Source organism: Variovorax sp. GW821-FHT09A10, assembly GCF_059418385.1.
Genome location: NZ_JBWKPT010000002.1, coordinates 964,827 through 981,451, shown reverse-complemented (window position 1 = coordinate 981,451; position 16,625 = coordinate 964,827). Strand labels below are relative to the sequence as shown.

At 67.3% G+C, this 16,625-nt stretch carries 17 protein-coding genes and 1 tRNA gene; 9 read left to right on the top strand and 9 right to left on the bottom strand.

What is annotated here, in order from left to right:
• Nucleotides 1–150: 150 nt before the first annotated feature.
• On the top strand, nucleotides 151–3,000 hold the full coding sequence (locus tag AC07Q9_RS11405) for a DUF349 domain-containing protein (RefSeq protein ID WP_495309442.1): 2,850 nt from the start codon (nucleotides 151–153) through the stop codon (nucleotides 2,998–3,000).
• 84 nt (nucleotides 3,001–3,084) lie between these two features.
• On the opposite strand, the gene AC07Q9_RS11400 is transcribed toward AC07Q9_RS11405, so the two are convergent.
• The 5 genes from AC07Q9_RS11400 to AC07Q9_RS11380 form a co-directional block, all read right to left on the bottom strand.
• On the bottom strand, nucleotides 3,085–3,876 hold the full coding sequence (locus AC07Q9_RS11400) for a M90 family metallopeptidase (RefSeq protein ID WP_495309440.1): 792 nt from the start codon (nucleotides 3,874–3,876) through the stop codon (nucleotides 3,085–3,087).
• 15 nt (nucleotides 3,877–3,891) lie between these two features.
• Nucleotides 3,892–4,668, bottom strand: coding sequence for a UDP-2,3-diacylglucosamine diphosphatase (locus AC07Q9_RS11395; protein WP_489057031.1), 777 nt, complete (start codon nucleotides 4,666–4,668; stop codon nucleotides 3,892–3,894).
• Nucleotides 4,669–4,693: 25 nt separating this feature from the next.
• The gene (locus tag AC07Q9_RS11390; RefSeq protein WP_492678605.1) at nucleotides 4,694–5,206 is read right to left on the bottom strand and encodes a peptidylprolyl isomerase; all 513 of its coding nucleotides are present in this window, start codon (nucleotides 5,204–5,206) and stop codon (nucleotides 4,694–4,696) included.
• Nucleotides 5,207–5,233: 27 nt separating this feature from the next.
• On the bottom strand, nucleotides 5,234–5,830 hold the full coding sequence (locus AC07Q9_RS11385) for a peptidylprolyl isomerase (RefSeq protein ID WP_495309437.1): 597 nt from the start codon (nucleotides 5,828–5,830) through the stop codon (nucleotides 5,234–5,236).
• A gap of 97 nt (nucleotides 5,831–5,927) precedes the next feature.
• On the bottom strand, nucleotides 5,928–6,518 hold the full coding sequence (locus AC07Q9_RS11380) for a tetratricopeptide repeat protein (RefSeq protein ID WP_495309435.1): 591 nt from the start codon (nucleotides 6,516–6,518) through the stop codon (nucleotides 5,928–5,930).
• Nucleotides 6,519–6,710: 192 nt separating this feature from the next.
• On the opposite strand from AC07Q9_RS11380, the gene cysS reads away from it, so the two are divergent.
• The 6 genes from cysS (at nucleotide 6,711) to AC07Q9_RS11350 (ending at nucleotide 12,196) form a co-directional block, all read left to right on the top strand.
• On the top strand, nucleotides 6,711–8,087 hold the full coding sequence (gene cysS, locus AC07Q9_RS11375; RefSeq protein WP_495309433.1) for a cysteine--tRNA ligase: 1,377 nt from the start codon (nucleotides 6,711–6,713) through the stop codon (nucleotides 8,085–8,087).
• The gene (locus tag AC07Q9_RS11370; RefSeq protein ID WP_489057027.1) at nucleotides 8,084–8,755 is read left to right on the top strand and encodes a DNA-3-methyladenine glycosylase family protein; all 672 of its coding nucleotides are present in this window, start codon (nucleotides 8,084–8,086) and stop codon (nucleotides 8,753–8,755) included. The genes cysS and AC07Q9_RS11370 overlap by 4 nt, the downstream gene beginning before the upstream one ends.
• An 18-nt stretch (nucleotides 8,756–8,773) precedes the next feature.
• Nucleotides 8,774–9,754, top strand: coding sequence for an acetyl-CoA carboxylase carboxyltransferase subunit alpha (locus tag AC07Q9_RS11365; protein WP_056582036.1), 981 nt, complete (start codon nucleotides 8,774–8,776; stop codon nucleotides 9,752–9,754).
• Between the two features lie 20 nt (nucleotides 9,755–9,774).
• A complete protein-coding gene (gene tilS / locus AC07Q9_RS11360) occupies nucleotides 9,775–10,752 on the top strand; it encodes a tRNA lysidine(34) synthetase TilS (RefSeq protein WP_495309430.1) in 978 nt (325 codons plus the stop codon).
• A gap of 55 nt (nucleotides 10,753–10,807) precedes the next feature.
• Complete coding sequence (locus tag AC07Q9_RS11355) at nucleotides 10,808–12,076, top strand: aspartate kinase (RefSeq protein WP_099796662.1); 1,269 nt, start codon at nucleotides 10,808–10,810, stop codon at nucleotides 12,074–12,076.
• A 27-nt stretch (nucleotides 12,077–12,103) separates the two neighbouring features.
• Nucleotides 12,104–12,196, top strand: a tRNA-Ser gene (locus AC07Q9_RS11350).
• 120 nt (nucleotides 12,197–12,316) lie between these two features.
• Here AC07Q9_RS11350 and AC07Q9_RS11345 read toward each other — a convergent pair.
• From AC07Q9_RS11345 to AC07Q9_RS11330, 4 genes are all read right to left on the bottom strand, one after another.
• A complete protein-coding gene (locus tag AC07Q9_RS11345) occupies nucleotides 12,317–12,538 on the bottom strand; it encodes a hypothetical protein (protein WP_489057025.1) in 222 nt (73 codons plus the stop codon).
• A gap of 30 nt (nucleotides 12,539–12,568) precedes the next feature.
• Nucleotides 12,569–12,844, bottom strand: coding sequence for a hypothetical protein (locus AC07Q9_RS11340; protein WP_492678617.1), 276 nt, complete (start codon nucleotides 12,842–12,844; stop codon nucleotides 12,569–12,571).
• A gap of 130 nt (nucleotides 12,845–12,974) precedes the next feature.
• Nucleotides 12,975–13,508, bottom strand: coding sequence for a nucleoside 2-deoxyribosyltransferase (locus AC07Q9_RS11335; RefSeq protein ID WP_492678619.1), 534 nt, complete (start codon nucleotides 13,506–13,508; stop codon nucleotides 12,975–12,977).
• A gap of 139 nt (nucleotides 13,509–13,647) precedes the next feature.
• Nucleotides 13,648–13,857, bottom strand: coding sequence for a hypothetical protein (locus AC07Q9_RS11330; RefSeq protein WP_495309426.1), 210 nt, complete (start codon nucleotides 13,855–13,857; stop codon nucleotides 13,648–13,650).
• Nucleotides 13,858–14,042: 185 nt separating this feature from the next.
• Here AC07Q9_RS11330 and AC07Q9_RS11325 point away from each other — a divergent pair, with 185 nt between their 5' ends.
• Together AC07Q9_RS11325 and AC07Q9_RS11320 are read left to right on the top strand one after the other, a co-directional pair.
• Complete coding sequence (locus tag AC07Q9_RS11325) at nucleotides 14,043–14,759, top strand: LuxR C-terminal-related transcriptional regulator (protein WP_495309424.1); 717 nt, start codon at nucleotides 14,043–14,045, stop codon at nucleotides 14,757–14,759.
• 11 nt (nucleotides 14,760–14,770) lie between these two features.
• Complete coding sequence (locus tag AC07Q9_RS11320) at nucleotides 14,771–16,618, top strand: sensor histidine kinase (RefSeq protein WP_495309422.1); 1,848 nt, start codon at nucleotides 14,771–14,773, stop codon at nucleotides 16,616–16,618.
• Nucleotides 16,619–16,625: the final 7 nt, after the last annotated feature.

Below are 16,625 nucleotides of genomic sequence, written 5' to 3'. Positions count from 1 at the left end.
CTTGCGGGCCCTTTCCAGCCCGCCGAACGGTGCGCGCCACAGTTCCGACACGGAATTCGGCGGGCTGTTCGCCAACTGGGTGAAAATGTCGATGTGCGCCGGCCTTTGCCGGCGCCTTCGCTTTCTCTACCAAGACAACGATTTCGCGCAGTGACCTCTACTTCTTCCAAGCCACACGACCTCCAGGCCCTCGATACGCTCACCGGTGGCGCCTTCACCGCGCCAACCTCGGGCGAGCGTTCCGCGCGCATCCGCGACTGGCTCGCGGGCAACCCTTCGTCCGAGCAGATGCAAGAGGTCTTCAAGGAGTTGAGCGGCCGCGACAAGGGCGCGGCGCGCCTGCTGCGCGAAAAGCTTGACGAAATCAAGCGCGCCAAGGGCCAGGAGGCCATCGCCGCCGAGTGGGCGCAGAAGGCCCAGACGCTGCTGGCGCAGTCCAAGCTCAACATCGCCGACGCACTGGCCTGGCAGCGTGACGCCGCCAAGGCCGGCGCGCCGCTGTCGCGCGAACCGCTGGCCGGGCTGAAGGCCCAGCTGGCCGAGCGCGTCAAGGGCATCGAAGACCTGCAGCACCGTGCGCAGGTCCACCGCGAAGCCGCCGTCTTGCTGGCACAGCGCTTCGAAGTGCTGTCCACCAAGGGCTGGAAGGACGCCCAGGCCGCCGAAGAATCGCTGCGCGCCGACGTGACCCATTGGCAGCAGCAGGCCGCCGACATCGTGGCCGATGCCAACTGGAACAGCCTCGACGCCAAGTTCGCACCGCAGCTCGACGCTTCCAAGTCGCAGCTGCTCGTGGTGTCCGACTCGTTCCACGGCGCGCTGGCCCAGGCCATTGCCGCTGCGGCCGATGCCGCCGCACCGCTGCCGCCCGTGCCCGTCTGGGCCGACGAGCTGCGCGCTGCACGCGGCGAAGTGGTGGCCCCCAAGGCCGCCGCACCCGCACGTCCCGCCGCACCCAAGGTCGACCCGGCCGTGCGCGCTGCAGCGCAAGACGCCGTGCAGGCCGCCCTCGCCAAGCTTGAACAGGAAACCGCCGAAGGCCACGGCAAGGCCAGCGCCGGCGCCGCCGCCGCGCTGCGCGCCGTGCTCAAGGAGCACGGCAAGCTGGTCGATGCGCCGCTCGAAGCCCGCGTGCACGCCGCATTGGTCGCCGCCGGCGAACTCGAAGGCTGGCAGCGCTGGAGCGCAGACAAGGTGCGCGAAGACCTCGTCGCCAAGGCCGAAGGCCTGCTCAAGCGCCCCGAAGGCCAGGCCCTCGGCGGCCGCAAGATGCAGGAAACCCTGCGCGCCCTGCGCGACCAGTGGAAGCAGGCCGACCAGGGCGGCGTGCCGAACCACGCGCTCTGGAAGCGTTTCGACGAAGCCTGCAACGAAGCCCACAAGGTCGTCGAGGCCTGGCTTGAGAAGGTGCGTGCCGATGCTGCCGAACACCGCGGCCTGCGCGTCGCGCTGATCGAAGAGGTCAAGGCCTGGGCCGCCGCGCATGCCGGCGCCACCGACCTGAAGGCGCACAACCGCGCGCTGCACCAGTTCGCCGACCGCTGGCGCGATGCCGGCCATGTGGGCGAGAAGGTATTCGCCGAGCTGCAACCACTGTGGAATGAGGCTTTCGGCGCCGCCCGTGCCCCGTTCGAGACCGCGCAAAAGGCCAGCGTCGAACGTCGCCAGGCCATGATCGCTGAGGCTGCCGAGCTGGGCGCCCAGCCGATGCTGCGCATCGACGCCGTCAAGGCGCTGCAGCAGCGCTGGCAGGCCGAGGCGCAGAGTGTGCCGCTCGACCGCCGCCACGAACAGAAGCTGTGGGACGCCTTCCGCGCGCCCATCGACGAAGCCTTCAATCGCAAGACGGTCGAGCGCGAAAAGGCATCGGCCGCCATGAGCGAACACGACCGCTACGTGCTCGATGCGTCCAAGGCACTCGATGCGGCCAATGCCGGTGGCGATGCGCAGAAGATCCGCGCTGCCATCGCTGGCCTCGAAGCCGCACTGCGCGGTGAAGCACCGGCGCCCGCTCCGGCACCCGCCGCCACGAGCGACGGCCCCTCGGTCGGCGCGACCGGTGTCGAAGCCCCCGGTCAGGCCGCCGCCGAGTTCGGCGAAAGCGCCGAGCAGACGCCGGGTTCGAGCGACGCCGAAGCCCTGCCATCCGCCCCTGCGGCGGCAGCGGCCGACGCACCCGATCTGGTCGCCCCCGCAGACGGTGCCGATGCCTCGGCCCGCAGTGACAGCGCCGCGCACGAAGCGGGTGAAGCCGCAAGCGTCGCGCCGGCCGCGCCGCCGAAGCCCGCACCCAAGCCCGTGGTCGCCATGCGCGGCGACGACCGGCCGAGCAGCAAGAAGGGTGAAGCTGCACCCGCTGCGCGTGGCACGGGCCGTTTCGGTGACCGCCGCGACGCCGGCCGTCCCGGTGCCGGTGGCCCCGGTCGTCCGAACGACCGTGGTGGCCCGCGTCCCGATGCACGCGGTGGCGATCGTGGTGCGCCCGGCGGTGGTGGCCGTTTCGGCGACCGTCCGCCGCGCGAGGACCGTGGCCCACGTCTGGGCGATGCCGCCTTCCGCGCCCAGCGCGAAGCGCTCGAGCGCGCCGACTTTGCGCTGCGCAAGCTGGCCGCGCAGGCCCACGGCGAAGCCCTTACGCAGGTACTCGGCGCCTGGGAGCAGCGCGACGCAGCCCGCCTGCCGAGCGTGCAGGAACTGGGCCGCGCCGTGACGCCGGCCGTGCGCAGCCAGTGGTCGCAAGCCGTGGGGACCGCACCGACGGCCGCCGCAGGCGATGCCGCCGAAGCGCTGCTGCGCCTCGAAATGGCCGCCGAAGTGCCGACGCCCGCCGAGCAGCTCGACGCACGCCGCGCGCTGCAGCTCAAGCTGCTGACGAAGCGCGGCGACCCGACGCCGGCCCAGACCTGGGGCCAGGACGCCGGCAAGGTGCTGGCTGCTGCGCATGACGCTGCCACCGCGCGCCGTCTGCAGAACGCGCTGAAGGCGTTGCTGCGCAAGTAAGAAGAGGCATTGCGGCGATGCAGCCGCATGCATGAAAAGGGCGCCTCACCGAGGCGCCTTTTTCTTTGTCTGAATCGCGTCAGCTCAGGGCTTCGCGGGAAGGAAAAATGCGTCGAACAGCGCCACGACCTGCGGAAAGTCGCGCGCGAAGTTCGGCCGGTTCACGAAGTAGGCCTCGCAGGCCACCGCGAAGAATTCGCTGATCGAGGTCGCGCCGTAGTCGTCGAGCCAGGGCGGCTCGGCGCCGAAGCGCTCGCCGAGGATGGTCTTTTCGCGGAAGTCGTCGTAGGCCGGTTGCAGCACCGCCATCCAGGCCGCACGCGCCTCGCGCGCACTGCGCCGGCCCATGAAGCCGGCCGGCAGCGGCGGGCAGCCGTCCGCGATGCCGCTGCGCATGTCGATCTTGTGGGCGAACTCGTGGATCACGACGTTGTAGCCGCCTTCGCTGGTCACGCTGCTCGCGAGCACGTCCTGCCAGCTGAGCATGACGGGGCCCTGGTCCATCGCCTCGCCTGCGACGACCTCTTCGTACTCGTGCACCACCAGTGCGTCATCGACGATCTTGCGCTGCGCCACCACCTCGGACGGATGCACCACGATGCCGACGAAATCGTCGTACCAGTCGAGCCCGTCCTTCAGGTGCAGCACCGGCAGCACGGCCTGCGCCGCGATGGCCAGCGCCACTTCGTCGGTGATGACGAAGCCCTGCGTGCCATGGAATTCCTTGTCCCGCAGGAACTCGGCCGCCAGCGTGCGCAGCCGTTGTTGTTCTGCGGACGGCAGTTCGCCCAGGAAGGCGTAGCGCGAGAGCGTGGCGCGCCAGGCGGCGTCGGGAATCGGGGGCGGGGTGCGCAGGCGGCGCAGCCACTTGAACATCGGCGGGCGGTGCGGCTAGCGCAGGTCGACGCGCTGCGCGCCTGCGGCCGACAGGCACAGCAGTTGCGCGCGCGGCGGATGGGCGGCGGCATCCCAGTCGCTCAGCACGATGCGACGCAGGCCGTGGCCCAGGTCGTGGACGGCGGGGCGGTGGGTGTGGCCGTGGATCAGCGCGCTGGCGCCCGCGTGCTGCAGCCATTGGCGGGCCGCGTCGGCGTCCACGTCGGCCCAGAGGGTCGAGGGATCGCGCTTGCGGTCTTCGCTCTGTGCACGGATGGCGCGGGCGAGGGCGCGGCGCTCTTCCAGCGGGCGCGCAAGGAACGCGGCCTGCCATTCGGGCGTGCGCACCTGGGCGCGAAACTGGAGGTAGTCGGTGTCTTCGAGGCAGAGGGCGTCGCCATGGCTCAGCAGCCAGCGTTCGCCGTGCAGCACCAGCACGGTGGGGTCGTCGAGCAGCGTGAGACCGCATTGCGCGGCAAAGGCCTTGCCGACGAGGAAGTCGCGGTTGCCGTGCATGAAGAACACCGGCATGCGTTGCGCCGTACGCTGCAGCAACTCGACGCATTGCGCCTCGAAGCCGGGCTGGTCGGCGGCATCGTCGCCCACCCACACCTCGAACAGGTCGCCGAGGATCACCAGCGCATCGGCCGGCGTGGTCTGCAGGTAGCCCTGCCAAGCCTCGAAGGTGGCCAGCTCACTGGCCTGCAGGTGCAGGTCGGAGATCAGGTCGACGGTGCGCCACGCGGGCGGCGCCACCAGCTCGGAGAAAGCCGGGTTCGCCACCGGGGTCATGCCGCTGCGTCGTGCCTGAGGTGCATCACTCGACAGTGACGACTGCCTTTTCGATCACGACGTCCTCGAGCGGTACGTCGTCATGGAAGCCCTTGCGGCCCGTCTTCACGGCCTTGATCTTGTCGACGACATCGGCGCCGCCCGTGACCTTGCCGAACACCGCGTAGCCCCAGCCCTGGGCCGAGGGAGCCGTGTGGTTCAGGAAGCCGTTGTCGGCCACGTTGATGAAGAACTGGGCGGTGGCCGAGTGCGGTGCGCTCGTGCGGGCCATGGCCACGGTGTAGTTGGCGTTCTTGAGGCCGTTGTTGGCTTCGTTCTCGATCTCGGCGCCGGTGGGCTTTTGCTTCATGCCGGGCTCGAAACCGCCGCCTTGCACCATGAAGCCGGGGATCACGCGGTGGAACACCGTGTTGTCGTAGTGGCCCTTCTTCACGTACTCGATGAAGTTGGCGGCCGACTTCGGTGCCTTTTCGGCGTCGAGTTCGAGCGTGATGACGCCGTAGTTCTTGATGTGCAGTTCGACTTGGGGGTTGCTCATGGGATAGCTCCTTCTACGGAAATGAGATTACTTCGCCAGCGTGGCGGACTTGATGGTGAGGGTTTCGACGGGCACGTTCTGCATGCCGCCCTTGTTGCCGGTCTGCACGGCGCGGATCTTGTCGACCACGTCGGTGCCGGCGACGACCTTGCCGAACACGGTGTAGCCGTAGCCGTCGGGGTTGGGTGCGTTGAGCGAGTCGTTGTTCTTCACGTTGATGAAGAACTGCGAGGTGGCCGAGTTCGGGTTGCCGGTGCGGGCCATCGCGATCGTGTACTTGTCGTTCTTCAGGCCGTTGTTGGCCTCGAGCGGGATCGGCGGGCGTGTGGGCTTTTGCTGCATGTCGGCCGTGAAGCCGCCGCCCTGGATCATGAAGCCGTCGATGACGCGGTGGAACACCGTGCCGTCGTAGTGCTTGTCCTTGACGTACTGCAGGAAGTTTTCGACCGTCTTGGGGGCCTTGGCCGCATCGAGCTCGACCACGATGTCGCCCGCCGAGGTGGCGAGCTTGACGCGCGGTGCGGCCTGCTGGGCATGCGCGCCGGCGGCGGCGCCGAAGGCCAGGGCCGCAGCCAGCGTGAGGGCGCCGCGGCGGCTGAAACGGGAAAGTGCAGAAGTCGTCAAATGAGGCTCCGTGTGCGGGTGGAGGGGAGGGCGATGGTCCTGCGAGGGCGCAGGTTGGGAGGCAACTGTGTGCGCACCGCCGGATTGCAAGAGGCTGTTACTTGGTCGTGCGGCCCACGGGCTTGCGCACTTCGGCGGGCGCGGCCGGCAGCGCGGCCGCATCAGCCGCGGCCTTCGGCGTGAAGATCTGGCGGATCAGCGAGAGCTTGGGCGCGACGCTCGCGTTGGTGGTGGCGAACTGCTGGGCGCGCTGGTACTCCTGGGCCGCCAGGCGCGCGTACACGTCGCCGAGGTTCTCGTGCGCGGTGGCGTAGTTGGGGCTGAGCTTGAGCGCGGTTTCGAGCGCGGCGCGGGCCTGGTCGAACTTGCTCTGCGAGGCATACAGCGCCGCGAGGTTGTTGTAGGGCTCGGGCAGTTCCGGGAAGTCCTGCGTGAGCTGCGTGAATGCGGTGATGGCCTCGGCGGTCTTGTTCTGCTCGGTGAGGATCACGCCGCGCAGGAAGCGCATCTGCGGATCGCGCGGCTTGCCGGCGATGTAGGTGTCGGCCTTGGCGAGCGCCTCGGCGGACTTGCCCTGGCGCAGCAAAAGGTTGACGTCGTCGTAGTCGTTGGCGTGCGCGGCAAAGCCCCACAGACCGAACAGCAGTGCAAAGGTGAGGGGGAGTTTGGAGAACACGGCGTGCTTCATGAAGTCTCGGCAGGATAGGGGGAGCGGGCCTGGAGAACACCCGGATGCTGCGCGGCGGCAGCCGTTTATACTGCGTCGCATTGTAGCCGAGGGGCCACGTCGAACCCCTCGTAGCTACGCCCCCCGTCACCCCTGAAATACACCGTTGTTCGCCCGTACCGCACGTGCGCGAATCAACGCTTTCCGAGTCCCATGAGTCTGCGCATCTACAACACGCTGTCGCGTGAATTGGAGGAATTCTCCCCCCTGCAACCTGGGCAGGTTCGCATGTACGTGTGCGGCATGACGGTCTATGACCTGTGCCACATCGGCCATGCCCGCATGATGATGGCGTTCGATGTGGTGCAGCGCTGGCTGCGCGCCAGCGGCTATGCCGTGACCTACGTGCGCAACATCACCGACATCGACGACAAGATCATTGCCCGCGCGGTTCAGCGCGGCATCACCATTCGTGCACTGACCGACGAGGTGATCGCAGCCATGCACGAGGACATCGGTGCACTGCGCATCGAGCCACCGACCATCGAGCCGCGCGCCACCGAATACGTGCCGCAGATGCTCGGCATCATCGAAACGCTGGAGCGCAAGGGCCTGGCCTACCGCTCGGACAACGGCGACGTGAACTATGCGGTGCGCAAGTTCCCCGGCTACGGCAAGCTCTCGGGCAAGTCGCTCGACGAACTGCACGCGGGCGAACGCGTTGCGGTGCTCGACGGCAAGCAGGACCCGCTCGATTTCGTGCTCTGGAAATCCGCCAAGCCGACCGAGCCCGACGACGCCAAGTGGGAGAGCCCCTTCGGCACCGGCCGCCCAGGCTGGCACATCGAGTGCTCGGCCATGAGCTGCGCCACGCTCGGCGAAACCTTCGACATCCACGGCGGCGGCGCGGACCTTCAGTTCCCGCACCACGAGAACGAAATTGCGCAGAGCGAAGGCGCCAACGGCAAGCCGCTGTCGCGCTTCTGGGTGCACAACGGCTTCGTGCGCGTGGACAACGAGAAGATGTCCAAGAGCCTGGGCAACTTCTTCACGATCCGCGAAGTGCTGCAGAAGTACGACGCTGAAAGCCTGCGTTTCTTCCTGGTGCGCACGCATTACCGCAGCGCGCTCAACTACAGCGACGCGCACCTCGACGACGCACGCAACTCGCTCAAGCGCCTATACACCGCGCTCGACCTGGTGGCGCCCGCGACCGTAGCCATCGACTGGACGCAGCCCCACGCCGCGCGCTTCAAGGCGGCCATGGATGAAGACTTTGGCACGCCCGAAGCCATCGCCGTGCTGTTCGATCTGGCCGGCGAGGTCAATCGTACGAAGTCCGCAGACACCGCTGGCCTGCTCAAGGCGCTGGCCGGCACGCTGGGTCTGCTGCAAGGCGATCCGAAGGCGTTCCTGCAAGCCGGCACCACGCTCGACGAAGCCACTATCCAGTCGAAGATCGACGCACGCGCGGCGGCCAAGGCGGCGAAGAATTTCGCCGAAGCCGATCGCATTCGCAAGGAACTCCTCGAGCAGGGCATCGAGCTCAAGGATTCGCCCACGGGAACGACCTGGGCGGCTGCACAGTGAACGGAACGACGAACCCCGTACCCGCCACCCAGCAGACCAGCGTGCGCATCTACACGCCGGACTATTGGGAGGAAGCCTGCAAGCACCTGGCCAAGAAAGACCGCGTGATGAAGCGGCTCATTCCGAAGTTCGGCGAGGCCTGCCTCGAGTCGCGCGGCGACGCCTTCACCACACTGGCGCGCAGCATCGTGGGCCAGCAGATCTCGGTGAAGGCCGCGCAGTCGACCTGGGACAAGTTCGCGACGCTGCCGCGCAAGCTGACGCCGGCCAACGTGCTCAAGCTCAAGGTCGACGACATGCGCGGCGCCGGGCTGTCGGCGCGCAAGATCGAGTACCTGGTCGACTTGGCCCTGAATTTCGATTCGGGCACCGTGCATGTCGACCGCTGGAAAGACATGTCGGACGAGCTCATCATCGAAGAGCTCGTGGCCATCCGCGGCATCAGCCGCTGGACCGCCGAGATGTTCCTCATCTTCCACCTGATGCGCCCGAACGTGCTGCCGGTCGACGACCAGGGGCTGCTCAACGGCATCAGCGTCAACTATTTTTCGGGCGACCCGGTCAGCCGCAGCGATGCCCGCGACGTCGCCGTGGCCTGGGCGCCGTATTGCAGCGTGGCGACTTGGTATATTTGGCGATCGCTGGACCCCGTGCCGGTCGCATATTGAACAAAACAGGAGAAGACGTTGGCGAAACGAACCTTCCTCGACTTCGAGCAGCCCATTGCTGAACTCGAAACCAAAATCGAAGAACTGCGCTATGTCCAGACCGAATCGGCGGTCGACATCTCGGAAGAAATCGATCAGCTCGGCAAGAAAAGCCAGCAGCTCACCAAGGACATCTACAGCGACCTGACGCCCTGGCAGATCACCAAGATCGCGCGGCATCCGGAGCGCCCGTACACGCTCGACTACGTCAACGAAATCTTCACGGACTTCGTCGAGTTGCATGGTGACCGTCATTTCTCGGACGACCTGTCGATCGTCGGTGGTCTGGCGCGTTTCAACGGCGTGCCCTGCATGGTGCTCGGCCACCAGAAGGGCCGCGACACGAAGGAGCGCACCGCGCGCAACTTCGGCATGAGCAAGCCCGAGGGCTACCGCAAGGCCCTGCGTCTCATGAAGACGGCCGAAAAATTCAAGCTGCCGGTGTTCACCTTCGTGGACACGCCCGGTGCCTATCCCGGCATTGACGCGGAAGAGCGCGGCCAGTCGGAAGCCATCGGCCGCAACATCTTCGAGATGGCGCAGCTCGAGGTGCCCATCATCGTCACCATCATCGGTGAAGGCGGTTCGGGCGGCGCGCTGGCCATTTCGGTCGGCGATCAGCTCGTGATGCTGCAGTACTCGATCTACTCAGTGATCAGCCCCGAAGGCTGCGCGTCCATTCTCTGGAAGACCAGCGACAAGGCGCAGGAAGCGGCCGATGCACTGGGCATCACGGCGCACCGCCTGAAGGCACTGGGCCTGGTCGACAAGATCGTGAACGAACCCGTCGGCGGCGCGCACCGCGACCATCGCCAGATGGCCGCGTTCCTCAAGCGCGCGCTCAACGACGCCTTCCGCCAGGTCAGCGATCTGAAGACGAAGGAACTGCTGGACCGCCGCTACGAGCGCCTGCAGAGCTATGGCCGGTTCAACGACACCAAGGCCGACAACAGCCGCTGAGCGGCTTTTCCTTTTCCATCATGAGCGAAGCCTTCGAACGCGCCATGGCCGCGTTCGAACCGGCCTGCCTGCCGCTGGCCGTCGGCTTCAGCGGCGGAGCGGATTCGACCGCCTTGCTCGCGGCCTGCGCGGCGCGTTGGCCGGGGCAGGTGATCGCCTTTCACGTGCACCATGGCCTGCAGACAGCGGCCGACGACTTCGAGCGGCAGTGTGCGCAGGTCTGCGAACGGCTCGGCGTGCCGTTGGTGACGCACCGGGTCGACGCGCGGCATGCCTCAGGCGACAGTCCCGAGGATGCGGCACGACGCGCACGCTATCAGGCGTATGCCGCCATGGCGCAAGCCGATGGGGCGCGGCCTGCCGTGTCGTCCATTGCGCTGGGGCACCATGCCGATGACCAGATCGAAACACTGCTGCTGGCGCTGTCCCGCGGCGCCGGCCTGCCGGGCCTGGCCGCGATGCCTGCGCATGCTGTGCGCGACGGATTGAACATCCATCGACCGTTGCTTGCGGTGCCGGCGGCCGATATCCGGGACTGGCTTGCGCACAAGCAGTTGCCGTGGATCGAAGACCCGAGCAACGCCGACGCACGCTACACCCGCAACCGCATTCGCGCCGTGCTGCTCCCTGCATTGGCGGACGCTTTCCCGCAGTTCCGCGCCACCTTCGCGCGCAGCATCGGCCACGCGGCGCAGGCGCAGCAGCTGCTGGGCGAATTGGCTGTGCAAGACCTCGCCGCGGTGGGCGAGCCGCCGCAGATCCGGCCGCTGCAGGCGCTGTCCCGCGCACGGCAGGCCAACGTGCTGCGCCACTGGCTGATGCAGTCGCATGGCTGCGCACCGAGTGCGGCGCAGCTCGACCAGCTGCTGGACCAGGTCCGAGCCTGCACCACGCGCGGCCACCGCATCCACCTCAAGGTGGGCGCGGGCTTCGCCGAGCGCAGGGGCGAGCGGCTGCATTGGTACAATGCCCCGCCCTCGCTGAAGACTTCGCTCTGACGGCTTGCAGGGCGCCGCTGTCCAGGCGGCCCTTTATCTTTCTCTGATTTCATCCATGGCATTGATCGTTCACAAATATGGCGGCACGTCGATGGGCTCGACCGAGCGCATCCGCAATGTCGCCAAGCGCGTCGCCAAATGGGCGCGTGCGGGTCACCAGATGATCGTGGTGCCCAGCGCCATGAGCGGCGAGACCAACCGCCTGCTCGGTCTTGCCAAGGAGCTCTCCCCGGGCAAACCCGGCGTGGCCTATCACCGCGAACTCGACATGCTCGCCGCCACCGGCGAGCAGGCCTCGTCGGCGCTGCTGGCGATGGCGCTGCAGGCCGAGGGTGCTGAGTCCGTGAGCTACGCGGGCTGGCAGGTGTCGGTGCGCACCGACAACTCGTACACCAAGGCCCGCATCGAGAGCATCGACGACGCCAAGGTGCGCGCCGACCTCGAGGCCGGCCGCGTCGTGGTCATCACCGGCTTCCAGGGCGTGGACGACGAGGGCAACATCACCACGCTCGGCCGTGGCGGCAGCGACACCTCGGCGGTGGCCATCGCGGCGGCCATGAAGGCCAGCGAGTGCCTGATCTTCACCGACGTCGACGGCGTCTACACCACCGACCCACGCGTCGAGCCCGACGCGCGCCGCCTGAACACCGTGAGCTTCGAAGAGATGCTCGAGATGGCCAGCCTGGGCTCCAAGGTGCTGCAAATCCGCTCGGTGGAATTCGCCGGCAAGTACAAGGTGCCGCTGCGCGTGCTTTCGAGCTTCACGCCGTGGGACATCGACATCAATGAAGAGGCCAAGTCCGGCACGCTGATCACTTTCGAGGAAGACGAAAACATGGAACAAGCCGTCGTATCCGGCATCGCATTCAATCGCGACGAAGCCAAGATCTCGGTGCTCGGCGTGCCCGACAAGCCGGGCATCGCGTATCACATCCTCGGTGCCGTGGCAGACGCCAACATCGAAGTGGATGTGATCATCCAGAACCTCAGCAAGGACGGCAAGACCGACTTCAGCTTCACCGTGCATCGCAACGAGTTCGCGCGCACGGTCGAGCTGCTCGAGTCGAAGGTGATGCCTTCGCTGGGTGCCACCGAAATCGTGGGCGACACCAAGATCTGCAAGGTCAGCATCGTGGGCATCGGCATGCGCAGCCACGTGGGTGTGGCCAGCAAGATGTTCCGTGTGTTGAGCGAAGAGGGCATCAACATCCAGATGATCTCGACCAGCGAAATCAAGACCTCGGTCGTGATCGACGAAAAATATATGGAATTGGCCGTGCGCGCGCTGCATAAAGCGTTCGATCTCGATCAACCGACCGCTTAAGTAATGGCATAATTGCGGTTGCTTTCAGGAACTGTGACCGAGTGGCCGAAGGTGCTCCCCTGCTAAGGGAGTATGGGGTGTAGAGCCTCATCGAGGGTTCGAATCCCTCCGGTTCCGCCAGGATTGGCTTCCTGATCACTTTGCAGTGATCAAACAGCCCAAAAGAGCCCCGCCAGTCGGGGCTTTTTTGCGTCTGCTCGCAACGCGTGGCTGCCTCGCCGAAATGGCGAAGCGATGTCTTCAGGACGGCTGCGGTACGAGTGCGGATAGCGTCGCGATCGGCGCTGCGCCCACATGCAGTTCGCAAGGATCGCAAGGCACCGAAATTTGCCGCCCGTCGAAGCGCACCCGCACGTGCGGATAGGTCGCTCCGGTGATGGTGCCGGGCCGGCCTTCGCTGACGACGCGGTCGCCGCGACGGAACGACCGGCCGAACCGCAGCTTGATTTTTTCGAAGCTCATTTCAGTCTCTCCTTGGTGGGCACCTGATGCTCAACGCACCGGATCGGATTCGATCGATGGCCGGACCAGGGTCGCGGCCGTGTCTTGAAGGATCAGCGCGTGATCCGGGTCGTGGCTGAGGTAGGGGCTGCTCAGCAGTTGGCCGATCAGCCGGTCGAAATGGAATCGGACCTTCGCCGGCTCGGGGTGTGCGGCGTACAGGGCGCGCAGCATCGAGACGATGGCGCTGATCTGCGTGGCGAGGACCTCCATGGAACCCAGGCGGCCCGCCGCTTCGAAAACTGCTTGTTGATCTGAGGGGGGCATGCTGGCCTCCTTTTTGGGGCGTTGGCATGTCCAACGCAAAAAGAGGCTGAAAGGCTTACTTCGAGGGGCTTGCTCCCCAGAATTGGTGATGTCCCGCCTTAGATTCGTGACTTATTTCACGAATTTCGACTCACTGCCGCTGGGCAGGCGCAGACCCCAACACCTCGGCCAGCACCCGCAAGGCGTCGGTCGCCAGGTCCGAAAAGCGCACCGAGCAGGCCAGCATGAGGTTCAGCGGCAGCCCGAAATCTTCGATCAGCGTGCCCTCGGGGTCGCGCAAGCTGCCGTCCGGGTCGCGGCCGACGACGCCTGCCGTGGCGGCGCGCTGCGCATAGGTGCCTGGCGGAACGCCGTAGGCGGCCACCGGAAGGCCCAGGGCGATGGCCACGCCGACCTCGAACACCGTGCCCGAATCCGGCTCCAGCCCGCGGAACGGCGCGAGGTTGGCAATGACGCCGTCCGCTGACCGCAGCAGCTTCATGTTTTCCTCGTAGATCCGGCGCGCGGGGTCGGGGCCGGCGTGCGTGCCGTCGAATGGCGGCACAGCCGTCATGCCAAGTGCGTCGCAGGCCAGCGCCAGCGCGGCAAAGTACTGCGCGGCGTCGGGCCGGAACACGTCGGGGCCGGCAAGGTAGACCCGCGCACGCGTGGGGGAAGAGGGCATCTGTCGAGTATGCGACCGCCCCCGCGAAGCGCCAACATTCGGCGACCGCCGGGTCGACCGTGGCCGCGGGCGGCGGGTTCACTTGCCTGGGAACCGACGGCGCGACAGCGGTAGGACGCCTCGCGAAGCCGCCATCAGCTCAGTGGCCTTCTGTTGTCGTGCCGTGCGTGCGCATCTCGCTGCGCAGGGCGCGCTGTCCCGACGCCAGTGCGAGCTCGTAGCTCTCGACCGGGTCGAAGGCGCAGCGAAGGACGGTGGGATGCGCACCGTCGGTGTCGGTTTCGAGCAGCCGCCAGACAAAGGATCCGGGAGCCGGCTCGTCGATGATGAGTTCGATCGGATGTGTCATGGCCCCACGATGGTCGCTCGCATGGCGCGTGTCTGTAGGCGAAGACCGACCGATGCCGCGCCTTGCCCCCAGAACCCCCAGATCTGGTGATGGCAGGCGCGCAGCCGCGAGGGGACACTGCAGCTTCGCGCGCGAAGCCTGGGTGATGATTCGGGCATGCTTCCCACCTTGTCCGAACCGTCCTGATGTCCGCTTTCTCTCCCCAGCCCGAAGGTCCGGCGATGACGCCGCCGCCCAGTCCCGATTTGCCGGCACCCGTGCTGATCGTCGAGGACGACGCGCTGATGCAGCGGCGCATCGTCGACATCCTGGCCCAGCTGGGCTATGCCCGCGAGGTGCTGGTGCTGGCGGGCACGCTGGCCGATGCCCGCGTCGAACTCGCGCGGCAGCCGTTTGCACTGGTGCTCGTCGACCTGGGCCTGCCCGACGGCAACGGCGTGGAGCTGATCACGCAGATGAGTGCATCGGTGAATGCGGACGACGGCCCCGGCATCCTCGTGATCTCCGCCTGGAGCACCGACGACCTGATCCTCAACGCGCTGCGCGCCGGCGCCACCGGCTACGTGCTCAAGGAGCGCGACGACCTGGAGCTGCTGCTGTCGATCCGCAGCGTGCTGCGCGGCGGGGCGCCGATCGATCCGTTCATCGCGCGTCGCATCCTCGACCTCACGCAGGCGCCACCGGCCACGCCGGGTCGCGTCGGTGAAGATGTGCTGACCGCACGCGAACTGCAGATCCTCCAGCTGGTTGCCGAAGGCCTGACCAACCGCGAGATAGCCGAGCAGATCTTCCTGTCGCGGCACACCGTCGAATGCCACATCAAGAACATCTACCGCAAGCTCACCGTTTCCTCGCGCACGCGCGCCGTTTTCGCAGCGCGTTCGCGTGGCTTGCTGGCCTGAGCCTGTGGTGGTTGTTCGCGCACACGGCATGGGCGGCCGAAGGGTGCGCGCCGCACATCGACAGCGTGCGGGCCGTGCGCGCCACCGCCGGCGCAGGGCCTGAAGCACCGCCGCCCATCGACGGCTGGCAGCCGGTGACGCTGCCCGACCACTGGGCCGAACGCTGGCCCGGCTTCGAAGGCATCGTGTGGTACCGCATCGACTGGCAGCGCCCCTGCGCGGGCCGCGACGACGCGCCGCAGCTGGGCGTGGCCTTCGACTACCTGAGCATGGCCGGCGCGATCTCGCTGAACGACAACCTGCTCTGGCGCGATGCCAGCCTGGTCGAGCCGCTGAGCCGCAGCTGGAACACGCCGCGTGTCTTCTTCCTGCCGGCCGCCGCGTTGAACCCCGGCACCAACACGCTGTGGGTGCAGGTGGTGGGCGGCAGCATGTACGGCTCGGGGCTGGGCCGCGTGGTGCTCGGCCCGGCGGACGAGGCGGTGGCATACCACGACGAGCGCCGCCTGTTCGCGCGCGTGCTGCCCGCGGTCAACCTCGTCATCTCGATCACGCTGGGCTGCTTCTTCCTCGTGCTGTGGCTCATGCGCCGGCAGGAGGTTGCCTACGGCTGGTACGCGCTCAGCGCCATTGCCTGGCTGGTGTTCGCGAGCAACACCGTGGTCAGCACCTTGCCGTGGCCGTTCGACTCCACCGACGCCTGGTCGCGCTGGATCACGGCCTGGATGGTCCTGTACGTGAGCTGCTTCTGCATGTTCATGTGGCACTTCGGCGGCCAGCGCTTTCCGCGGCTGAGCCGCGCGCTGTGGGCGGTGGCCGCGCTGGCCGTGGCGGCGATCGCGCTGCTGCCGCAGCCTGCGCTGTCGGTCGCGACGCTGGCGGTGTTCATCGTGTACTCGCTGCTCTTCATGGCCGTGTGCGTGCAGTTCATCCTGCGCGCGCTCGACACGAAGAAGACCGAGCACCTGCTGTTGGCCCTGTGCGCCTTCGGCTTCCTGGTGGCTGCGGTGCACGATGCGCTGATGATCCTGCGCGTCATCGACGACCGCTTCGGCTACACCGTGGTCACGGCGCCGCTGATCATGATCGGCATGTCGCTGATCCTGGCGGGTGGCTTCACGCGCAGCCTGCGCCGCGTCGAGAGCTTCAACGACGATCTCGCGCGCGAAGTGCGCGGGGCGCGCACCGAGCTGGCCGACACGCTCAGCCGCGAACACCGGCTCGAACTCGACAACGTGCGGCTGAACGAGCGCCTGAGCGTGGCGCACGACCTGCACGACGGCCTGGGCAGTTCGCTGGTGCGCTCGATCGCGCTGGTGGAACAGTCGGGCGAGGCGCTGCAGCGGCCGCAGTACCTGTCGATGTTCAAGTCGCTGCGCGACGACCTGCGCCAGATCATCGACACCCACAGCGGCGGCGCGGCCCCGGTGGCCGCCACGCCCACGCAATGGCTGGCGCCGATGCGCCACCGCTTCGGTCGCCTGTTCGAGGAGATGGGCATGCGCAGCCACTGGCAGACGCCCGCGGCCTGGCCCTGCGCGCTGTCCGCGCGCCAGGTGCTGGGCCTCACGCGCCTGCTCGAAGAGGCGCTGGCCAACGTCGTGAAGCACAGCCGCGCGCGCACCCTGCGCGTGCAGCTGCTGGCCGACGGCGAAGCGGGCGTGCTCCTGAGCGTCGAGGACGATGGCGTGGGCTTCGATGCGGTGACGGTTGCCTCGTCGATCGGCGGACTGGGCCTGCGCAGCATGCAGGCGCGCATGGCCCGCATCGGCGGCACTTTGCAGATCGACGCGGGCGACGGCGGCACGCGGCTGGAGGCGAGGGTGCAGGCACCCGCGATGGGCGCTGGCAGCAGCTGAGGTCCGC

Bases quoted from the DNA above. Each gene is read 5' to 3' on its own strand.
- AC07Q9_RS11380 (WP_495309435.1), bottom strand. From the start codon at position 6,518: ATGAAGCACGCCGTGTTCTCCAAACTCCCCCTCACCTTTGCACTGCTG.
- AC07Q9_RS11395 (WP_489057031.1), bottom strand. From the start codon at position 4,668: ATGACCCCGGTGGCGAACCCGGCTTTCTCCGAGCTGGTGGCGCCGCCC.
- tilS (WP_495309430.1), top strand. From the start codon at position 9,775: ATGAGCGAAGCCTTCGAACGCGCCATGGCCGCGTTCGAACCGGCCTGC.
- AC07Q9_RS11390 (WP_492678605.1), bottom strand. From the start codon at position 5,206: ATGAGCAACCCCCAAGTCGAACTGCACATCAAGAACTACGGCGTCATC.
- AC07Q9_RS11325 (WP_495309424.1), top strand. From the start codon at position 14,043: ATGTCCGCTTTCTCTCCCCAGCCCGAAGGTCCGGCGATGACGCCGCCG.
- cysS (WP_495309433.1), top strand. From the start codon at position 6,711: ATGAGTCTGCGCATCTACAACACGCTGTCGCGTGAATTGGAGGAATTC.
- AC07Q9_RS11335 (WP_492678619.1), bottom strand. From the start codon at position 13,508: ATGCCCTCTTCCCCCACGCGTGCGCGGGTCTACCTTGCCGGCCCCGAC.
- AC07Q9_RS11330 (WP_495309426.1), bottom strand. From the start codon at position 13,857: ATGACACATCCGATCGAACTCATCATCGACGAGCCGGCTCCCGGATCC.
- AC07Q9_RS11400 (WP_495309440.1), bottom strand. From the start codon at position 3,876: ATGTTCAAGTGGCTGCGCCGCCTGCGCACCCCGCCCCCGATTCCCGAC.
- AC07Q9_RS11355 (WP_099796662.1), top strand. From the start codon at position 10,808: ATGGCATTGATCGTTCACAAATATGGCGGCACGTCGATGGGCTCGACC.
- AC07Q9_RS11345 (WP_489057025.1), bottom strand. From the start codon at position 12,538: ATGAGCTTCGAAAAAATCAAGCTGCGGTTCGGCCGGTCGTTCCGTCGC.
- AC07Q9_RS11340 (WP_492678617.1), bottom strand. From the start codon at position 12,844: ATGCCCCCCTCAGATCAACAAGCAGTTTTCGAAGCGGCGGGCCGCCTG.